Genomic DNA, 16,387 nt, shown 5'->3' with positions numbered 1-16,387 from the left:
GCCTGAGACATCTCCCCATAGTCACCTAGTTGCGCAAGGAGCGGTAGCACCCAAGTGTCCACCGCCGGCCTCAGCCCTGCCTGTGCACTCGGTCCTGCCGCCGACACCAGGCGCCGTGGTGGCGGCCGACGCGTTCGTGGGTGCCGACGGGGAAGCCGCAGGCGGTGTGCAGGGCCAGACTTGCAGACTCGGCCCAGGATGCGGCGTGTCCGGATCGGCCAGGATCTGCGCGAGGTCGTCGATGGTCGCAAACGGGACCACGGGTTGTGGCACGTAGGCGGCCGGGACGGGTGAGGGAGTCACCACCATCGGGCATACGGTCCAGCCGTCGATGTCGGTGCCTAGGCCGTGGGCGCTGAGGAGGGCGCTGAGCTGGTCGTTGATAGCAGCGGCCTTCTTCGTCAGCTTGGGGAGGTAGGGGGTCGCGCGTTGTGGGCGGAAGTGGTCCCATCGTTCGTGGCCGGAGGCGGGCGCGCCGTGGTAGTCGATGATGTCGTAGAGCACGCGGTCGCTATCGGTGGCGACGTGGCTGGCTTTGGCCTCGACGACGAACACCCGCCGGCGTTCGGGATCGATGGCGACGAGGTCGATTTCGCCGGGAATGGTGATGCCCAGTTTTTGTGCTCGGTCCGGCTTTAGACGGGGAATCACGGTGCGGTGTGGCGCTCGGGCTTCTCGTTCGACGTCGGCTTCGAAGGCTTTCTGTTCGCGCTGCTCCCAGTCTTTGAAGGCGTTGACGACAGCTGCGGGGTTGTCGGGCCATGGGAGGCGGGCGACCTGGAGATATCCGAGAAGTAGCTGCGCTGCTCGGGCGGTGCGCCTGGGCATCACGAGCAGCTGGTCTGGCCAGCCCGGAACGGGTAGGAGCGGTCGGCCGGAGAAGCGCTCGCCGGGAGAGGTCGGCCGGTGGCCGATCCGGATTTGGGCGGCGGTGTCCCGCCGTAGGGTCAGGAGATCTACCGCTCGGTGTAGTCGCTGCGGCTGGAGTCCAGACCAGGTGCGGACGGTCTCGACAAGATCGGCGACGCGGATCTCGGCGGCATCAGTGGTTGCCTCCCATGAGGACGCTACGGCGAGGACAGCGAAGATCTCGTCGCAGCCCGTGTCGTGTGCTTCGCCGAAAATCTGGTTGGCGCGGAGGCCGGCTTCGGCGGCTTGCCGGTGCAGCGGAGACTTCCGTGCAGCGTTGGCCCGGCTGTGCATGGCCTCAGTCCATGAGACGAACCGTTCGTCCTCAGTTCCCTGGGTCGGTGCGGGGTCCAACTCGGCCTCGTGGAGCAAGCTTCGGCCGTGGCGGGTGTCGTGGGTGAGTTGGAGGTCGGCGGTGTAGCGGTGGGCGTAGAACGGCAGGTCTCGGGCCGATGGGTCGGTGCGGCCGTCGAAGCTGAGGCCAGCGCGGGCATGATCGCGGCGGCCGAGCAGGTCGACCAGGATCGCCGCGATGTTGAACAGGTGGTGCCAATCGCGGTGGTCCATCGGCAGGCCGACGTCGGGGCACTGGCCGAGCAGCGTCTCGGTGAGCAGGTCGGCGGCGCGGCTGGCAACGATGTTCGTTTGGGCGAGGTCGTCGACCGTGCTGTCGGTGGGAAGGCCGAGGGCGCGGCGCAGGACTCGATCGTCGTCGGTGCGGGTTCGGCTCGCCCAGAGCCGCTCGACCGCGACTGCGGCGGTCCGCGCCGCGGGCGCTGCGGCAAATCGGCTGACCTGGTGTTGCAGGAACTCTACGGCGGTCTCGATGGCCGTCTCGTGGAGGAACTGGTCGGGATCGTCGACGGCGGCGGTCTCTTGGGCCCGGGTCAGGAGGTGATCGGTGACGGCTCGTTGTGCGCGGGCGCGGGCGCCGTCGCTGATGCTCGCCGCGACACCGCCGGTAGCCGGACGTCCGGCCGACGCCGTCCCCAGGAACATCGTCGTTACCGGCAGCTGCAGCCACGCGCGCTGGAACGTCTCGCCGGCCTGACGCACGCCGTCGTTCTCGGCGGCGGCCAGGTCGGCGTTGACGATGTGCTGGTCGCCGTCCGGTGCGAGTTGCTCGGCGAGGACGCCCACGAGCAGACACCAGAGCGCCTCGCCGAGCTGCTGGTGGATCGTGACCGGAAGCACCGTCGTGCCGGCGGGAGGTCGGTAGCCGAACCAGACGGTGGTCCCGTCGGTGGCCAGCAACCTCACCGCATGCTCGGCGTCCGGCGGCAGCGCGTGGAAGACGATCAGGATCGGGTCCGGGATAGCGGTGGTCCAGGCTCGCCAGCCGGCGGCGAGGTCGCCATCCGGTGCGGTGGACAGCCCGGCTAACCCAGCGTGGATCATCTCGCCGAGCGTCTGAGTCCACAGTCGTTCGTGGGCGACGTCCGCATCGACGCGGAACGCGAGCGGCGGGCTGGCACTGATCACCACGTGCTGGTACGGGGTGGTCTGCCCGACCGTCAGGCAACCGCCTGCGGGCGTCCCGGCGAAGGACCAGTCCCTAAGCCCGGGGAGACCGAGCCGGCGCAAGACGATCTCGTACGGGTCACACACAGCCCGGCTTCGCCACCGCCCGTGCACGTCGATATCGGATTGCTGCTGCTGGTCGGTGGAGCCGTCGAACAGGATCCCCCGGTGCTGGAAGGTTTCCCACAGATCCAGGGGCGTGGCGTATTCGACCATCCGCAGGCCGGGTAGCTCAGCGAGCTCGTCGAGAAACGCCCAAAATTCCTCGTGATCATCGCCGACGCCGGCGGCGATCTGCCGCCACTGCTCCAGCGACACGAAGATCGCCCCGGCGCGGATCTTCTCCGATGGACTCCACGGGCCGTCCACGATCACGACACGCCGCACCACGGTCCCCTCGGCGATCAGCGCCCCCGTTCCGCCGTACTCGGCGAGCGGACTGTCCGCGCCGACGAGGGCTGCCCACTGCTGGCCGCTCGGGTTAGCCCCGTCTGATGCCAGGAATTGACCTGGCTTCACCGCGGCGAGACGGCGCCGGGCGCGATCCGCCTCACGGGCGGTCTCCCGCCCAGTGGTGCCGACGGCAACCTGCACCGCCACCAGGCGGCGTGCGGCTGGGAACATGACGCCCGTCAGCTGGCCCGACCAGGAACATCGCACCGGCCCGAGGAAATGAGTCGCCAGGCCACGCGCGCTTACCGCGAAAACATGCTCCGCCTCGGTCAATAGACTCGCCGTAACGGCGTTGCTGGTCCGGCCGGCCAGCTCAAGCAGCTGAGCCCCCATCGCCACGAGCGCATCGAGAACCAGTGCGGCAGGAACCGGCAGCAGGGCGCCCTCCAGCCGCACGAGCAAGGCACCACCAAGCAGCCAGCTACTCCGCGACACCTCGACCGCATCCCGGGCGCACCAGTCAACCGCCGCCCGAAGCCGATCATCAACGTCCACTCCACCCGAAGAGACCAGCCAGACCGGCATCCCGTCCTCGCGGATTTCACGGCAGAACGCGATCAGGGACCCTGCTGCAGCCTTCGCCCGGCCAGCAAGTGCCGGCTTGGCGGCAGAGCCATCGTAGAAGGCGCGCTGAATCGCGATAGCGCGTAGGCCGATCTTCACGACGTCGGCGATACCGAATCCAACGGCTGACACCAGAACAGGATCAGCGGCAGCGGCGTACCGGCGCAGCTGCTCCATTACCTGTTCGGGGTCGTGCAACAGGCCTGGATGCAGCGGCCACATCCGATCGCTCCAGAACACGTGCACACCCGCATTCGGGTCCAGCCGTTCTGAATCCTGGTACTCGTCAACGACTGGCACCCGCCGCCGCATCGCCTCCAACCAGGCACGAACATCCTCCTGCTCTGCCTCGCGCCCACCGGCTGGCACCCCGGCGTAGGCCTGCCCGATCAGCACCGCAAGTGTTGGGAGCTGCCGTGCCGATGACCACGAAAACGCGTACAAGGCATCCAGACAACTGGCCAGCTCGAAGCGGCGGATGGACTGGCGGGCAGTCAGCGCCAGCTCGTCAACGGCTGACCACCGGCCTGGGTGCGGTTCCCTCACCTGGCAGTAGCTCCCGAGCTAGTTTCCGAGTCAGTTCGATCGTGGCCGGGTCGAAGAGGTGCGGCGGCTGACCGAGCACGATCAGCCGGTGCCGACTCATGCCGATGCTGAGGGCCAACTTCCTGTCGGCAGCGGGTGGGGATCAGTGTGGCTCACCACCCATCTCAGTATGTCTGGCTGCTGGCTGCGGTAGGCCCACCGACCCTAACGGCGGTCCCACAGCTCGGCGATCCCCGCGCCAGCCTGCCCTCGGCGACGGCAGGAGCAACCGCCGCGTCGTCCTACGCGACCAGCTGTCGATGCCGCCTGTTCCGCTGACGCAGCATGGGGGATCATGGCAGCTGTGACTCGCAGCATCACTCTGCAACGCGAATGGATCATCGGCGCCCCGATCGGGGATAGGGCCGGTTTCGGCCGGGTCTACCGGGCGAGTTCAACTGATTATCCGGACGCAGTGATCAAGTTCGTTCCCCGCGATGTGGGGGCAGACCGAGAACTCCTCATCGCCGACGACCTTGACGGTGTGCGCCACGTCGTGCCCGTCATCGAGAGCGGCGAAACCGAGAACGACCTCGTACTCGTCATGCCTCGCGCAGAGAAGTCCTTGGCCGCGCACCTGAGAGAGAGCGGGCCCCTCTCACTCGTGGACGCCGTTGCCGTGCTCTCCGATGTCGCGACAGCCTTGGCCGGCCTCAATGGCCGGGTCGTGCACCGTGACCTCAAGCCGGCGAACATTCTGCTGCTGAACGGTCGTTGGTGTATCGCCGACTTCGGCATCTCGCGATACGCCGAAGCCGCCACCGCGCCAGACACCAGGAAGTTCGCCAAGACTCCCGCCTACGCCGCACCCGAGCAGTGGCGCGACGAACACGCCACTGCGGCTACCGACGTCTACGCCTTCGGCGTCATTGCCTTCGAGCTGGTCACCGGGCAACTGCCGTTCCCCGGACCGTACCCTCATGACTTGCGTGAGCAGCACCTGCACTCGACTCCTCCACCGCTCACCGGCGCTGCAGCGCCGTTGGCGGTTCTGGTGGAGGAATGCCTCTTCAAGATTCCCGAAGCTCGGCCCGCGCCCGCAAAGCTCCTCGCCCGGCTGGATCGCGCCACCAGAACCGCGCGAAGTAGCGGCCTCGCCGCCTTACAGGCTGCGGACCGGCAGGAAGTAGAGCGCCAGGGTGCCGCAGCTGTCGTCGCCTCCGTCGCAAGGTCGGCTTCCGAGAAGCAGGCAAATCTTGCGGAGGCGGCGATCCGAATTCTGATTCGAATCGGTGACTCGCTGAGGGACGCAGTAATGGAGGCTGCGCCAACTGCGCGCCTCAGCGCGTCGCGTGACGAGCGCTGGACTCTCACCCTGAATGGGGCACAGCTGATCTTCGCGCCACCCGGTCAAACTCCGAATGAACCATGGGGAGGTTGGCAGCCCCCCGCCTTCGATGTTGTCGCGCATGGCGCTATCGGTGTGAAGATCCCGATGAGTTCGCGTGGCTACGAAGGCAGGGGGCATGCGCTGTGGTACTGCGATGCCCAGGAGAAGGGGCGCTACGAGTGGTTCGAGACCGCCTTTATGATCAGCCCTCTGGTGCCGCAACGCACGTCCATCAACCCTTTCGCAGATTTTCCTGGAGAGAAATCGGCTAAAGCGATCTGGAGTGGCATTGCCGAATATCAGGTGGCCTGGCCGTTTACCCCTGTCGAAGTCGATGACCTAGACGAGTTCATTGATCGGTGGGCAGGGTGGTTCGCGTCGGCCGCACAAGGTCACCTCGGGCACCCGTCACAGATGCCCGAGCGAGACCCGCAAGGAAGCTGGCGACAGTAGGTCGGGTGGAATTCGGAGCGCCGCTGAGGTTTGTTCAAAGGCGGTCGAGTGTCCGAGGGGTTGCCGCTTCGCCAGCCGGATCGCGCTGTTGACGTGTATGTAGCCCAGCGCTGCGACCTCGCTGCATCGCAGGGTCATTGCGTGACTGGGTAGCTGCTGGTGACGGTGGTGATGAGGTCGTGGGGGCGGCGGCTGGCGCGTCGGGTAGCTCTGGCGATGTTGGTCTCGCCGTTGCCGCAGCGGGGGGAAGCCGTAGGTGTGTTTGTAGGTTGCCGCGGATGGCTGGTGCCGGAACAACGGGTGACAGGGGCCAGACTGGCGTAGGCGGCCAGGTGCCCGGCGGTCGGGAACGAGCTACCGGCGCCGACTTTGAGCAGGATCCGGGCTGCGGTCCTGACACCGATGCAGGGCAGCGAGGTCAGGACCTTGGAGAGGGTGCGCATCGGCTGGAAGGAACTACGCAGTCGATATTGCGACGGCGGCTGGTGGCCCAGAGATGGCGAGGTGATCCTCTGGAATCCCGCCGATGCGGGCACCACCCGCTACCCCTATCAGGGGACCAGAATCCCGGTCCCGTGGCCTATCGCGGCAGCGGTGTTGGGCGCTTGAGTCTTACGCTGGCTGGTGCTAGGCCAGGCGTAACGTCCGACGTAGCTGGCGTGTACAGCGCTCAAGCAGGGGTGGCTGGTGGGGCCGGGGGTGTTCCGTGGGTGATCGCTTGCCAGCGACCCTGGACGGATTTCATGCCTAGATTCTGGATTTCGGCCCCGAGTAACGACGGGATTGGTGAACACAATGGGTAATGACCACTCTGACCTGCTGGTACTCGGCGGCATATTCCTGGATTCGCGAGCGAGAATCCGGACGAAAATGCTTTACGTTCGGTAGTCGGTAAAGGATGCACCCCGAAAATTAAAAGTCCACAGCTCTGCCATTGAGCTAGCGGCCCGCGGCCCACAGGCTACCTGACCCCCGCCGCCCGGCGCGCGATGCTCAGCTCACCCGCCGTCCGCCACCTGATAGACGGATCAGGTACGGCAGGAGCCGGCCGGTGCCGAGCCGGACCCGGACCCCGGGTCGGCGGTCGGGAGGGCGGATCCGGGTCGGCGAGTGGCTGTTCAGCGGGATGTGGTCGACGGGTTGGCGTCGTACATGTTCTCGCGGAGCCGTTCCTCGGCGGTGTTTTCCACTCGGGCCATGGCCAGGCGGAGTAGCGGCGGGGCCATCAGCGACGTGACGACGGCGACCAGGACGATGATGGTGTACATGGCCGGGGTGAGTACGCCGAGCCGTAGGCCGACCATGGCGATGATGACTTCGATGACGCCACGGGCGTTCATTCCGGCGCCGAGTGCCAGTCCTTCCCAGTGGGTGAGTCGGCTCAGTCGGGCGCCGAGGTATGCGCCGATGAATTTTCCGGCGATCGCCGCGAACAGGACGACGAGCCCGATGACCAGTATCTGTGGGTCGGCGAGTGCGGTCAGGTCCATGCGTAGGCCGGCGGTGGCGAAGAACAGCGGGGCGAGTACGGACATGACGGTGATCCGCAGTGGTGCCAGGCGGGCCGGGTCGACCGCGCCGGTGCTGGTGATCAGGATGCCGACGACGAGTGCGCCGAACACGGCCTCCAGGCGGAGGGCGTGGGTGCCGGCGGCGCCGAGGATGATGAGGACCGTGACGGCGGCTACCAGCGGGCCGTTGTCGGGTGAGCGGGAGAAGCGTCGCAGGACCGCTCCGACCGGGGCGCGGAGCAGTCGGGCGGCCACGATGATGCCGATCAGGCCGGCGATCGTGAGTGCGAGGTCGCCGCCGCGTACGCCGACGGTCGCCATGGCGGAGACGACGGAGAGCAGGATCCAGCCGGCGATGTCGTCGATGACGACCGCCGAGATGGTCAGCTGACCGATGTTGCGGTGCAGCAGTCGTAGTTCCATGAGTGTCTTGGCGATCACCGGGATGGCGCTCACGCCCATGGCGACGCCCAGGAAGAGGGCGAACGTCAGCCGCTCGGTGGAGTCCGGCACCTGTGCGGCGGGGAGCAGGAAGCCGATCCACACGCCGAGTCCGAGCGGTATCAGGATCCCGGCGATGCTGATCTTCGCGACGGTGGTGCCGCGCCGGCGTACCAGGCTCAGGTCCATGTGCATTCCGGTGATGCCGAGCAGCAGCAGGACGCCGAGTTGGCCGACCGCGTCGAGCATGTGGAATTGCGCCGGGTCCGTCGGGAACAGCCAACCGGAGACGCCGGGCAGCGCATGTGCGAGCACGGAGGGCCCGATCAGTACGCCGGCCGACAACTCGCCGACGATGGCCGGCAGCCCGAGTCGGTTGGCCAGCCGCCCGAGCAGCAGGGCGAGTAGCAGCAACAGTCCTATCTGGAGCAACAGGACGAGGAGCGAATGTGCTCCGATGGGCGGGGTTGGGCTTGCCGCCAGCAACATCTTTCCTCCCACGTGAACGGGCCTGCCTGCCGGCGTGGTGGCCACCCAGCCGTAGGCATCGAAAGGAATAAACCCGATTCTGTCGAATTCCTATTCCGTCGCGCTTCCGAAAAAGATCGCAATTTGACGGTTGGCGTGGGCGCGGATTCGGTCTTTGCCGCCGGTATTGAGCAGTGCGGAAGTAGCGAAAATGCGAAATTGTCGACCGGTCAGCTGGCGGGCGTTGTGCTCGATGGGGGCGCAAGGCGGCGCCGCGCGGGATGGAGGGCCTTGGTCGGGACTGGCAGGATCGGGTCAGTCCGCATCATCATGGGCCGCCGGGCGCCCCGAACAGCCACGGCCGCCGCGACACGGGAGGTCGATCATGCCGGAGCCGGTCCGCCTCGCCGTCCTGGCCGGGGCGACGTTCAGCACCGGGCTGGTGGCCGGGTTGTTCTTCGCGTACGCCTGCTCGGTGATGCCGGGTCTGGCCGCGACCGACGACCGGACCCTGGTCGGCACCATGCAGTCGATCAACCGGAAGATCCTCAACGGCTGGTTCCTGTCGGTGTTCCTCGGCGGGCCGCTGCTGGTCGCGGTGGCCGTGCTCGGCCACCTCGGCGTCGGCGGCGCGGTGCTCGGCTGGCTGGTCGCCGCGCTGGTCGGCCACCTGGTCACCTTCGGTGTAACGATGCGATCGAACGTGCCGCTCAACAATCAGTTGGACGCCGCCGGGTCGGTCGACGGGACCACCGACCTGGCGGTGCTCCGGCGGCGGTTCGAGGAGCCCTGGGTGCGCTGGAACCTGGTCCGGACGGTCAGCTCGGTCGCGGCCTTCGCCTGCCTGATCGGTGCCCTGCTCGCCCGGTAGCGGGCAGCGCTCGGCGGCGCGGTCAGGCGAGCCGCCCGGCCTTCGGTAGCGGGCAGCGCTCGGCGGCGCGGTCAGCGAGCCGTGCCGCCACCCGAGCGGACGACGGCGCGGCGTGCGTGCTTGGAAAGCGCCTTACCGGGTACGGACCGGGCATGCGGATCGTGGTGGTGGGGGCCAGCGGGAACGTCGGCACGGCGCTGCTGCGCCGGTTGCGGCGGGAGCGGGACATCCAGCTCGTCGGGGTGGCGCGGCGGCTGCCCGGACCGCAGGCCGGTGCTCCGTACGACGGGGTGCGGTGGCACTCCTGCGACATCGGTCTGCCCGGCGCGGCGGAGCAGCTGAGAGAGGTCTTCGCCGGGGCGGATGCGGTGGTGCATCTGGCCTGGCAGATTCAGCCCAGCCACGACCAGCACGTGTTGCGTCGTACCAACGTGGGTGGCAGTCGGGCGGTGGCCGACGCGGTGCTGCGTGCCGGCGTACCGGCCCTGGTGTACGCCTCGTCGGTCGGCACGTACGCGCCGGGGCCGAAGAACATGCCGGTCAGCGAGCGCTGGCCGGCGGCCGGGGTGCCCGGGTCGTCGTACAGCCAGGACAAGGCGGCGGTGGAGGAGATGCTCGACGGGATCGAGCGGACCCATCCGGGGCTGCGGCTGGTGCGGCTGCGCCCCGGGCTGATCTTCCAGCGGGAGGCCGGGACGGAGATCAGCCGGTACTTCCTCGGGCCGCTGGTGCCGGTGCGGCTGCTGCGTTTTGGGCGGCTACCGCTGGTGCCCGCCAACCGGCGGCTGCGGATGCAGGCGGTGCACGCCGACGACGTGGCCGACGCGTACGCCCGCGCGGTCCTGGGTGACGTGCGCGGCGCCTTCAACGTCGCCGCGGACCCGGTGCTGACCCCGGAGCTGGTGGCCCGGCACTTCCACGGCTGGACGGTGCCGGTGGCCGCCCCGGTGCTGCGGGCCGCCGCCGCGCTGACCTGGCGGGCCCGGCTGCAACCGATCGACGCCGGCTGGGTGGAGCTGGCGTTGAACGCGCCGCTGATGTCCAGCGACCGGGCCGAGACCGAGCTGGGTTGGCGCCCCCGGGTCGACGCGGTCGACGCCCTCAAGGAACTCTTCGCCGGCATGGCCGAACGCGCGCACACCGACAGCCCGCCGATGTCCGCCGCACCCACCCTCCCGGGTCGCCCCGCCGCCCTCACCCGGGGCCGGACCGCCGGGCACGGCAACCCGTACTGACCCGGGGTCAGCGGATGGTGGACGAGGAGAAGCTGGGATTGCCGGCGCCCTGGAAGAAGATGCCGGGGTGGGTCTCGAAGCCGTGACTGGGGTTGCGGCGCAGGGTGGAGCGCTCGACGCGGAGCGTGCCGGTCCGGTTGTTGCTGACGAAGAAGATGGCGCCGCCGCCCTCCTTCGCGTCGTTGTCCTCGATGGTGGTGCCGGCGACGCGTACCGAGAACTCGTTGCCGTCGCAGTAGATCGCGCCACCGCTGCCGCCGCCCCGGGTGCCGGCGCGGGCCGGGTTGGCGCCCTCGCCGACCGCCTTGTTGTCGCGCAGCGTGCTGTTGAGCACCTCCCAGGAGACGCCGATGCTGCTCAGCGCGCCGCCGTTGGCGCAGGAGCCGCCGATGAAGGTGCTGTCGACCACGTACACGGGCTGCTTGTCGTGCTGGTCGAGGACCCGGATGGCGGCGCCGCCCAGGTCAGCGCCGGTCGGGTCGCAGCGGTTGTCGACGAAGTGCGAGTTGACCACCTTGAACCGGCCGCCCCGGACGAAGATCGCCCCACCGCCGCCGCCTTCGGCACGCTGACCGGTGGCGTCGCCGTTGGCGAAGACCAGGTTCTGCACGGTCAGCTGCGGGTGGTCCTGGTTCTGGCAGTGCGAGGTGGTCCAGCCCTGCAACGGGTCGCAGGTGTTCATGTAGAGGATGCGCCGCTTGCCCTGGCCGCTGAGGGTGACCTTGCCGCCGCCGTCGAGCACCACCTGCGGGCCGTTGGCGTTGCGGACCTTCGCGGTCGCCGTCATCTCGATGGTCACCGGGTCGGGGCCACAGTCGAAGGTGATGAGGCCGCCGGCCGCCACCGCCCGGACCACCGCAGTGGAGGTGCAGCTCGCCGGGGTGCCGGAGCCGACGGTACGGGTCGGCCGGGAGGTGTCCACCGCCCGTCCCGCCGCCGGTACGGCCACCGCAGCAACCGGGTTGCCGGTGCGTACGCCACCGCCGGGGGACGCGGCCGGCGGGGTCGGACTGGCGCTGACCGCTGGGCTGCCCAGGCCGGTGCTGGCCTGCGGGGCAGCGTGTCCGCCCGGCTGCCCGGTGGCCTCGCCGGCTGCATCCGGGTCGACGTCGGCACCGCCCGCCGGGGCTTGGGCGCTGCGCGGATCGGCCCGGGGTACGGACGGGCTGCAGGCGGACAGGACGGTGACGGCAACGCCGAGTGCGACCACGGCGGCGGGGGTTCTCAGGCGCACCCCGTGATGCTAGGGCGTATGTCAAAAGTCCTGCCCCGGCGTCGCCCCAGCCTCCGGCGCTGCTCAGGTGAGCGGTGCGTGGTGCAGATGCCGGCGGCGGCGCAGCCGGACGCCGAACACGCCCGCCACCGTCACGATCAGGAGCACGGTGACCAGCGTGGCGTGCAGCAGACCCCGGTTCAGGTAACCACCGTCGGTGTGGTCCACCGCCCAGGTGGCGATCTCCCGACTGGACCAGAACGGGGTCAGCCTCGCCCCGGGACTCGCCGGGTCGAGCAGCATCTGCATGGCCACCACGGTGAGCAGCAGCAGGGTGCCTTCCAACTCGCGGGGGAGCAGGGCGCCGATCAGCATGCCGAACGGCGCCGCCACCGCCACGCAGCAGAGCATCGCCACGGCAATCCCGGCGTACCGCAGGTTGGCCGCGTCGAAGACGGTGAGCAGGAAGAACGGCACCGAGACGGCCAGCCCGAGCGCCCACAGGCCGAGCATCCGGCCGAGGTAGAGGTGGTGCGGGCGATAGCCGGCGAGCCGCAGCCGGGGCTCCAGTTCGCGGGCCGCGCTGGTGGCGAAGAGCGCGGCCGTGCTGACCGCCCAGCTGATGCCGAGCAGCAGCGCGCGGATCGACTGCCCGACGTAGGTGTCCCGCCGGATCATCCAGAAGACCAACGGCATCAACAGCAGGAGCAGGAGTACGCCTCGACGGCGGGCCAGCTCCCGCAACGTCATCTCGGCCACGGTGACCAGTCGCCTCATGAGTGGCCTCCCTGGTGGGCGGGGGTCAGGTCGAGCACCACGTCGACCCGGTCGAGCTGGTTGAGCAGGTGGGTCACCACCACGATGGCCCGTCCCGCGTCCCGCAACCGGATCAACTGGTCCCAGAGGTTGACGTAACTGCCCTGGTCGAAGCCCTGGTACGGCTCGTCGAGCAGCAGTACGTCAGGTTCGGCGAGGGTGGACATGGTCAGGTTGAGCTTCTGCCGCGTACCGCCGGAGAGGTGACGGGCGAGCACGTCACCCTGGGCGTCCCAGCCGAGTTGGCGGGCCGCCGCCCGGCCGGCTCGTCGGGCCGGTTCCCGGGCCACCCCCTGGCCGGCGCCGACCAGTACGAAGTGCTCGTCGGGGAGCAGGAAGTCGGCGGTGCCGCCCTGCTGGGGGCAGAAGCCGAGCCGGCCGGAGACGGTCACCTCACCGGCGTCGGGCGAGACCAGCCCGGCGCAGATCCGCAGGAAGGTGCTCTTGCCGCAGCCGTTCGCGCCGACCACGGCGGCGATCTGACCGGCCCGTACGGTCAGCGCCGCGTCCCGCAGCACCGTGCGCCGGCCGTACCGCTTGGTGATGCCCCGGGCGTCCAGCCGCACCGGGCCCGGACGCGGGCCGGGCACGGTCCCGATGCTCTCCACGATCGTGGCGGCGTACGCCTGCGGTGGGCCGAAGACCAGCCACGGGTCGCCGCCCCCCTCGCGCAGGTGGGTGGCGGCCTCGGCGACCACGTGCCGGGCGGCGTCGGCCGCCACCCGGCGCTGGTGCAACTCGGCCGCGAACACCCGCAGCCATTCGTCGGCATTCACCCGTCGACCCCCTTCGTGACGATGTCGGTCACCGGTGCCACGAACGCCAGCCAGGCCGTGCCGCCGTGGTGCAGCGCCGCCCGCCCGTCGTCGGTGAGTTGGTAGTACTTGCGGGCCGGACCCGACCCGCCCTCCCGCCACTGCGCGGTGACCAGGCCGGTGCGTTGCAGCCGCAGCAGCACCGGGTAGAGCGTGCCGCCCTGGATCGGCCCGACACCCGCGACGTCGAGCGCCTGGGCGAGTTCGTAGCCGTAGGACTCGCCGTCGCGCAGCAGGGCGAGCACGCAGAGGTCCAGCACTCCGCGCAGCCACTGCCCACGCCGATCGGCATCCACCCGCCGAACCCTAGTGGCGCTATCTAGATGGCACAACTACCTAGCCGCGCGCAGCGGCTCCGGCCATGCCGCCCGGCCTGGGCCCGGCTCGTCCGCCGGAACTCCCTACCTTCCAGCCAGCGACCACGCCGGAGCCTCAGCCAGCGACCATGCCGGAGCCTCAGCCGGCGATCACGCCGGAGCCTCAGCCGGCGACCACGTCGGAGATCACGACGGTGACGTTGTCCGGCGCGCCCGCCTGGTGGGCGAGCTTGACCAACTGCTCGCCACACTGGTGGCGGTCGGCATGCAGGCCCAAGGTGGCGGCGATGGCGTCGTCGGCCACGTAATCGGAGAGCCCGTCGCTGCACAGCAGCAGCCGATCACCGGCGGCGACCGTCAACATCCCCATCGTCGGCGGCGCGTCCGCGCCCTGCACCGCGCGGGTCACCAGCGAACGTTGCGGATGGTGCCGGGCCTGGTCGGGCGTCAGCGTCCCCTGGTCGACAAGCGCCTGCACGAAGGTGTCGTCGCGGGTCAACTGACACAGTCGACCCTCCCGAAGCAGGTAACAGCGGGAGTCTCCGACCTGGGCCAGCACCAGCGTGTCTGCGGCGAGCAGGCCGGCGGTCAGCGTCGTACCCATGCCGTCGCGGGCCGGATCGGCGGCGATGGCGGCATGGATGCGCTGGTTGGCCGTGCTCACCACGGCGCGCAGCGCGTCGGCGGCGGCATCCGGGGTGGTCGGCGGGATCAGCTCGTCCAGGATCCGGATGACGATCTCGCTGGCCACCTCACCGGCGGGCAGCCCACCCATGCCGTCGGCCACCGCGACGAGGCGCTCGCCAGCGAGCGCGGAGTCCTCGTTGTTGGTCCGAACCAGGCCGATGTCGTTGAGGATGGCCGAGCGGAGGATCAGCGTCATGGGACAAGCTTGCCAAGAAGACCCTTCCCGCGTCTCTACGCACTACTGCGTAGGGTTGAGGAATGTTGCCGGTGTCCATGGTCGGGCGCGCCGGTGAGCTGGCTGAGCTGGACCGCGCGTGGTCCACCGTGGTCGGCGGTCGTCGCCGGTCACCAGCCGTCGCCGTCGTGACCGGAGGCGTGGGTGTAGGGAAGAGTCTGCTGGTCGCCGCCGCCCTCGACGGGTTCACACCCCGGCCGGAGGTGGTGCTCAGCGGCGCCGCCCGGGTGCACAGTCCCGCCCCGTACGACTGGTTGGCCGCCGTACTGTGCGGGCGCGACACCAGCCGACTCGATCTTCCGGGCGACGCGCTGGCCTGGCTCGCCCAGCAACCCACCGCGCCACGTGAGCGTTACGCCCCCGGCACCCTGCTCCGGCTGGCCGTGCGTACCGTCCGGGCGCTGGTCGGTGCCGGCCCGGCGGTGCTCGTGGTGGAGGACCTGCACGCGCTGGACCCGGCGAGCCTAAACCTGGTCGGCGAACTGGCCACCGCCGACGGGCTGCCGGCCCTGCTGATGGTGGCGACCAGGCCCGCGGCGCACGCGGTCGCACCCGCCCTCACCGGCCGCACCCTGGCCCGCCTCTGCGGGATCCGCGGTGTGGTGCGCCAGCATCTCGGGCCGCTGCGCCCGGCCGAGGTCGCCGAGATCCTGAACCAGGTGTACGCCAGTCCGCCTGCCGACCCCCGGCTGGCGCACCAGGTCTGGCAGCACACCGGCGGCAACCCGTACGCCCTCACCGAACTGCTCGCCGCGCACGCCGGGCAGGATCCCGACACCCTGCTCGCCCCGCCCGAGCCCACTCCTCCCGCTCCCGCTCCTGTGCTGCGCGCCGAGTTGACCGGCCGGGAGATGGAGGTGCTCGACTGCCTGGTCGCCGGGATGTCCAACAAGCAGGTGGCCCGCGTCCTCGGCATCTCGGTACGGACAGTCACCGTGCACGTGTCGAACCTGCTGCGCAAGACCGGGTCGGCCTCGCGTACCGAGGCGGCGCTCTGGGCGGTACGGCAGCGACTCGCCGCCCCGGCCGCCGCCCGAGACGGCTGAGCCGCTGCCTCCAGCCGCGCCTGCTCGGCCCAGCTGAGCTGCGGCGCGGGCTGAGCTGTTAGGAGGGGGCCCTTTAGAGCGGCCGGCAATTGGTGGTGGTGACGCAGCGGGAGGTCGAGCGGCCGGGCACATGCCCAGGGGCCCGTCACTGACCCCAGGCAACCATCTGGCAGGCTCGCTGCCACGCCAAGGCATCCGAGATCTTGGTACGAGTGCGCCCCTCAAGGGGCAGATTCGTACCAAGATCTTCCCCGCCCTGGGTGGCGGGCTGGCTATCAGGACGTGTCGGCCTATTGCCGGTCGCTCTTATCTGCGCGAGGCGTTAATAAGGTGCCCTTCCTTACTCCGGGGGTAGCGCAGGAGCAGGCTGGCGGTCACCTCGTCGTCGCCGACGGCGGCGTACACGTGCGGCACGTCGGAGGTCCAGCGTAGGTGCCCGCCAGCGGCGGCGGTCAGCGGCTCGTCGGCCGGGCCGGCGCGCAGCACTCCGGTGAAGACGGTGACGTGTTCGGTCACCCCGGCCTGGTGCGCGGGGGAGAGCTGGCCAGGTCCGGGTGCCACCCGCATCCGGTACAGCTCGTAGGTGGCGTCGGAGTCCTCGAACACCTCCAGCAGGGTGGCGCTGACCGCCGCCCCGCGTACGGTCGGCCCGGTCGTCGGCCCGGAGAGCACGGCGGTCAGTGGTACGCCGAGGTGCGCGGTGATCGCGTACAACGTCTCCAGGGTGGGGTTGCGAGTGCCGTTCTCCAGCCCGGAGAGCGTCGCCTTGCCCACCCCTGCCTGCCGGGCCAGCGCGGACAGCGAGATGCCGCGGGCCGCACGCAGGGCGCGGACCCGGCGACCGATCGCCGAGGGATCCGTGTCCGCCTCCGGGGTGACCGGCGGGGGGCCTGATGGTGGTGGCTGCGGCATCCCGC

The 16,387-nt window shown here is 69.7% G+C and carries 12 protein-coding genes and 1 pseudogene; 4 read left to right on the top strand and 9 right to left on the bottom strand.

Features of this window, described 5'->3' with window-relative positions; genetic code table 11:
* Window positions 1–21 precede the first annotated feature (21 nt).
* Entirely contained in the window at window positions 22–3,993 is a 3,972-nt protein-coding gene (locus tag E0H26_RS21140) for a hypothetical protein (protein ID WP_131306419.1), read from the bottom strand.
* Between the two features lie 343 nt (window positions 3,994–4,336).
* On the opposite strand from E0H26_RS21140, the gene E0H26_RS21135 reads away from it, so the two are divergent.
* Window positions 4,337–5,815, top strand: coding sequence for a serine/threonine-protein kinase (locus E0H26_RS21135; RefSeq protein ID WP_165521942.1), 1,479 nt, complete (start codon window positions 4,337–4,339; stop codon window positions 5,813–5,815).
* Window positions 5,816–6,075: 260 nt separating this feature from the next.
* Here the strand turns inward: E0H26_RS21135 and E0H26_RS21130 are convergent.
* Both E0H26_RS21130 and E0H26_RS21120 read right to left on the bottom strand, forming a co-directional pair.
* Window positions 6,076–6,249: pseudogene (locus E0H26_RS21130) on the bottom strand (transposase); the annotation flags it as partial.
* A gap of 684 nt (window positions 6,250–6,933) precedes the next feature.
* The gene (locus E0H26_RS21120; RefSeq protein ID WP_131306415.1) at window positions 6,934–8,256 is read right to left on the bottom strand and encodes a cation:proton antiporter; all 1,323 of its coding nucleotides are present in this window, start codon (window positions 8,254–8,256) and stop codon (window positions 6,934–6,936) included.
* Between the two features lie 364 nt (window positions 8,257–8,620).
* On the opposite strand from E0H26_RS21120, the gene E0H26_RS21115 reads away from it, so the two are divergent.
* Together E0H26_RS21115 and E0H26_RS21110 are read left to right on the top strand one after the other, a co-directional pair.
* Window positions 8,621–9,106 (top strand): anthrone oxygenase family protein, encoded by a 486-nt coding sequence (locus tag E0H26_RS21115; protein WP_131306413.1) that lies wholly within the window; start codon window positions 8,621–8,623, stop codon window positions 9,104–9,106.
* Window positions 9,107–9,258: 152 nt separating this feature from the next.
* Complete coding sequence (locus E0H26_RS21110) at window positions 9,259–10,341, top strand: NAD-dependent epimerase/dehydratase family protein (protein ID WP_131306411.1); 1,083 nt, start codon at window positions 9,259–9,261, stop codon at window positions 10,339–10,341.
* Between the two features lie 7 nt (window positions 10,342–10,348).
* Here E0H26_RS21110 and E0H26_RS21105 read toward each other — a convergent pair whose 3' ends face one another.
* The 5 genes from E0H26_RS21105 to E0H26_RS21085 form a co-directional block, all read right to left on the bottom strand.
* Window positions 10,349–11,575, bottom strand: a complete 1,227-nt coding sequence (locus E0H26_RS21105) for a hypothetical protein (protein ID WP_240742287.1) — start codon at window positions 11,573–11,575, stop codon at window positions 10,349–10,351.
* 63 nt (window positions 11,576–11,638) lie between these two features.
* On the bottom strand, window positions 11,639–12,331 hold the full coding sequence (locus E0H26_RS21100; RefSeq protein ID WP_131306409.1) for an ABC transporter permease: 693 nt from the start codon (window positions 12,329–12,331) through the stop codon (window positions 11,639–11,641).
* Complete coding sequence (locus tag E0H26_RS21095; protein WP_131306407.1) at window positions 12,328–13,146, bottom strand: ATP-binding cassette domain-containing protein; 819 nt, start codon at window positions 13,144–13,146, stop codon at window positions 12,328–12,330. Before E0H26_RS21095 ends, E0H26_RS21100 begins: the two co-directional genes overlap by 4 nt.
* Complete coding sequence (locus E0H26_RS21090; RefSeq protein WP_131306405.1) at window positions 13,143–13,481, bottom strand: PadR family transcriptional regulator; 339 nt, start codon at window positions 13,479–13,481, stop codon at window positions 13,143–13,145. The genes E0H26_RS21095 and E0H26_RS21090 overlap by 4 nt, the downstream gene beginning before the upstream one ends.
* Window positions 13,482–13,665: 184 nt before the next feature.
* On the bottom strand, window positions 13,666–14,385 hold the full coding sequence (locus tag E0H26_RS21085; RefSeq protein ID WP_131306403.1) for a PP2C family protein-serine/threonine phosphatase: 720 nt from the start codon (window positions 14,383–14,385) through the stop codon (window positions 13,666–13,668).
* Between the two features lie 62 nt (window positions 14,386–14,447).
* Here E0H26_RS21085 and E0H26_RS21080 point away from each other — a divergent pair, with 62 nt between their 5' ends.
* Entirely contained in the window at window positions 14,448–15,470 is a 1,023-nt protein-coding gene (locus E0H26_RS21080; protein WP_131306401.1) for a LuxR family transcriptional regulator, read from the top strand.
* Between the two features lie 306 nt (window positions 15,471–15,776).
* Here E0H26_RS21080 and E0H26_RS21075 read toward each other — a convergent pair whose 3' ends face one another.
* Complete coding sequence (locus E0H26_RS21075; RefSeq protein ID WP_206025278.1) at window positions 15,777–16,382, bottom strand: helix-turn-helix domain-containing protein; 606 nt, start codon at window positions 16,380–16,382, stop codon at window positions 15,777–15,779.
* Window positions 16,383–16,387 lie beyond the last annotated feature (5 nt).

Origin of the sequence: Micromonospora zingiberis (assembly GCF_004331455.1) — a bacterium.
Taxonomy (GTDB): Bacteria; Actinomycetota; Actinomycetes; order Mycobacteriales; family Micromonosporaceae; genus Micromonospora; species Micromonospora zingiberis.
Note: the sequence above shows the minus strand (reverse complement) of the source record. Positions and strands in the feature narration are given on the sequence as shown.